We start from the raw sequence: 3,939 nt of genomic DNA on the forward strand, positions 1-3,939 counted from the left end.
AAATTTAGAGAAGCGCTATATTTCATCTAGCACATTCCGAATCAACTGACTCATTTCTGATATTGCAAAAGGCTTTCTGAGAATTACTTCATCTTCCAAATTAAATTGGGTGTTTTTATCGTAACCTGTCGACATCATTATTTTCACTTGCGGTTTTCTCCGGCGTATTAATCCGGCTGCTTCAATCCCACCCATCACCGGCATCACCACATCGATAATAATTAAATCAATCTCATCCAGATGAGCTTCAAACAGATTGAGTGCCTGCTGACCATCAGCAGCAATGAGTACATGATAACCAAGAGATTCCAATACTTCTTTACCTGTATCCGTGATTTGTTGCTGATCATCAACAAGAAGAATGGTTTCTCCTCGCCCTTGAATAACTAACTGCTGTTTCGGTGAGTCCAGAACAGAACGCGTTGATTCAAACAGGGGGATATAAACATGGAAGGTAGCTCCCTTGCCTTCAACACTTTCAACATCCACAACACCTCTGTGCGTTTTAACGGCTCCAAAAACCATGGCCAGACCAAGGCCGGTTCCCTTACCCTCTTCTTTGGTGGTAAAAAATGGTTCAAACAGGTGATCAATCTGATGGGCCTGAATGCCACTACCATTATCTTCAATACTCAAATGAGCATAATTACCGAGTTTAAAATTTGAATGGTTTTTTATGAACATTTCATCGGCATGGAAAGGCGCGAGTCGAATAGAAATACAGGGATTTTTCGTACCTTCCAGTGCATCACGGGCATTGTTCATTAAATTCATCAACACCTGATGAAGCTGCGTAGCATCTCCCTTGATTTGTAACGATTCACCGCAAACATCTTGCTGAACAGAAATATTTTCAGGCACGGATGCATGCAAAAATTTAATGGTCTCCTTGATAAATGAAGTCAATGGAATTGACTTCATACTGATCTGGTCTTTGCGGGCAAATGCTAGCAATTGCTTAATCATATCAGCTGCCCGGAATGAGATCTCTTCAACACTGGTAAGTTTTTGCAGCACCTCTGGTTGCTGTTTTAGCTTTTTCTTGGCCAGATAGAGATTTCCTATCATGCCTGCCAGCATATTATTAAAATCATGGGCGATGCCACCGACCAGTGTGCCAATTGCTTCCATTTTCTGAGCCTGTTGAAATTGTCTCTCCAGCTCTTCATGGTCAGTCATATCCTGCTGGATACCAACATAATGTGTTATTTCACCCTTATCGTTAACAATCGGAGAAATCGACATAATTGCTGGATATTGGCTGCCATCCTTACGTCGATCCATGATCGAACTGTGCCAGATCTTGCCACTAGATATCGTCTCCCAGAGTTCTTCATAGTACTCCGCTGATTGATTACCACTTTTAAGAATCCTTGGATTTTCACCCAATACCTCTTCAGCTGTGTACCCGGTCATTCGTGTAAAGGATGGATTCACATATTCAATCGTTCCTTTCAGATCTGTTATTATAATGGATTCCCCAGCCTGCTCGACAGAAGAAGAGAGCATACGAAGCCTATTTTCATATTCCACCATCGCTTGTTCATAAGACCTCAATTCTGAAATATCATATGTTGTTAGCAAAAGGCGTTTGACGCCTGAAGACTGAAATGGAACAAAATGACAATCTAGTATCACTCGTTTACCAAAACTGCTTACCACATCTACTTTAAGGTGCTCGGAACGGCCATATTCAAGAGCCTTGTGCGCTTTTTTCAACAGACCCGAAGCTTTCCATGATTCCAGATTATTGAAATTCTGGGCCAGCATATCTTCTTTGCTTGCTCCTACCTGGCTTGCCATCGCATCATTTACTAATGTACATTGCCCTGATTCATTATATATAGCAGTGCCAACTTTTAACTCAGCAATGATTGTAGAGGTCAGTTCTGAAGCATTTTTCAGGGATATTTGAGCCTTTTTTCGCTCGCTTATATCAACATGAGTCCCCACCAGGCGTTCATATGTTTTAGTCTGCCCGTTATAAACACCATTGCCACGCGAAAGCACATCAATCCAGTGACCATCTTTATGACGCATTCTAAATTCGGTTTCAAAAGCAGATGTTTTTCCAGTCAGGTATTGCTCGATACACTCTTTAGCTGACGCAATATCATCAGGATGAACCAATCTTTCCCATGTTTCATAGCAATCTTCCAGTTCTTCCTCAGAATAGCCCAGCATGCTCTTCCAACGGCCGGAATAGCTAATCTCATTGGTGAGTAGGTTCCAATCCCACAAACCATCATTGGCCCCCTTCATCGCAAGCGCAAAACGTTCCTCGCTTCTGACAAGCGCATCTTCCGCCTGCTTGCGATCAGTAACATCCTCACCGGAACTCAAAATTGAGACGATCTTACCTGCTTCATCCCTTAACACAGCATTGTGCCATGCAATCAACCTTTCATCGCCAGATTTAGTACGTATTGGGTTTTCGTAAAATTTAACCGGTTCTATTTTCCCAGCCAGAAGCATTTCAAAAGCAGCTGTAACTTCTTCCTGTTGATCTTCAGGTATGAATCTTTCAAACCAATTTTTACCAATCACTTCATCTTCAGAATATCCAAGTACTTCACATGCTTTTCTATTCGCAAGGCCAACGCTCTTATCTTTATTAATCACAAGCATCATGACCGAAGCCGTATTTAAATATAAGTGGGCAAGATCACGCTCATGCCGCAGCTCTTTTTCAGCCTGCTTGCGATCACTGATATCAATATCGACACAAAACATTTCCCTGTTTCCATTTTTATCTTCAGTCATCACGTGACTCGAATAGACATGGGCAGGTGTTCCGTCTTTTTTTAATAAAACCAATTCACCATTGGGTATGCTCTCGCCCTTTTCAAGCCAGTTGTTGATCGATACAACAACCCCCTCTCGCATAGCTTGTGGAATAATCAGATCTTCCAGTGGCCTGCCCATGGCTTCTTCAGGTGTAAAGCCATAAATTTTTCTACTCGCTTCATTCCAAAATGTAACATTTCTGTTTTCATCATATCCCTGGACTGAAATATTAGAGGTGTTTGAAAGAATTGCGTTTAACCTATGTTCACTGGCCCTCAAACTATTTTCTGCCGTCCTGCGTTCATGTAGCAGACGAGCATTGCGCAAAGCTCCCGAAACAACTCCGGAGAGGTTTTGCAACATCTGAATATCCAGCTCATCGAAATCGCACCCATCAAGGCGGTCATGTATTTCAAAACAGCCTAGCAACTTACCACGACTACCCAAAATGGGTGTATCTACCAGTTTTTTAAAGCCGAGCTGCTTTTGAATCGCTGGAATAACATATTCATCAGCCTTAGCATTATTAGAAACATAATGTTTCCGGGTACTGAGTACATGACCGGGAACCCCAAAGCCTGAGGGGAAACTCAAATTAATTGGCATAAATTCACCACGTTTCAAGTACTCTGTAAAAACCAATTCTCCATGCCTATAAATGCCCACAGCTCCAGCTTCGCTCTCAACCATCTTGCAGGCACATTCAACCAGTTTCCGCTTAATTTGATGCTCATCCATAGACTCATTCAATGTACGACCAGCCTCAGCCAGAATTGCCAGCTGCTTTTCACGCCTGAACAGTATCTGCTCTGAGAGTTTACGCTCGGTAACATCCTGCAAAGTACCGAACATACGATATACACCGGTTGAATCATCTCTTTCACATTCACCGCTGGCCTGAATATGCCGCACCCCACCATCTGGTCGTACAATGCGATAATGGATATTTGAAAAATTGCCGCTACGACGGATTTTATTCATTGCAGCACGTACCAGTCGTTTGTCATCGGGATGAATGAGTCGATAAAAAGATTTAAATGTTCCGTCGATAATATCCTTCGATACACCAAAAATACGGTAGCTCTCATCAGAAAAAACCGCACTGTCACGAATCAGATCGAATTCCCAATTCCCCATATGACCAATGCGTTG

Annotated in this window: 1 protein-coding gene; it reads right to left on the reverse strand. The window is 42.4% G+C overall.

Annotated elements, in window-relative coordinates:
• Window positions 1-15: 15 nt before the first annotated feature.
• Window positions 16-3,924 (reverse strand): PAS domain S-box protein, encoded by a 3,909-nt coding sequence (locus tag MMIC_RS12505; RefSeq protein ID WP_083530596.1) that lies wholly within the window; start codon window positions 3,922-3,924, stop codon window positions 16-18.
• Window positions 3,925-3,939: the final 15 nt, after the last annotated feature.

Origin of the sequence: Mariprofundus micogutta, assembly GCF_001895085.1 — a bacterium.
GTDB lineage: Bacteria > Pseudomonadota > Zetaproteobacteria > Mariprofundales > Mariprofundaceae > Mariprofundus > Mariprofundus micogutta.

What these genes read in the sequence shown, in the direction of transcription:
- MMIC_RS12505 (WP_083530596.1), bottom strand. Translation starts at nt 3,924, where the DNA reads ATGGGGAATTGGGAATTCGATCTGATTCGTGACAGTGCGGTTTTTTCT.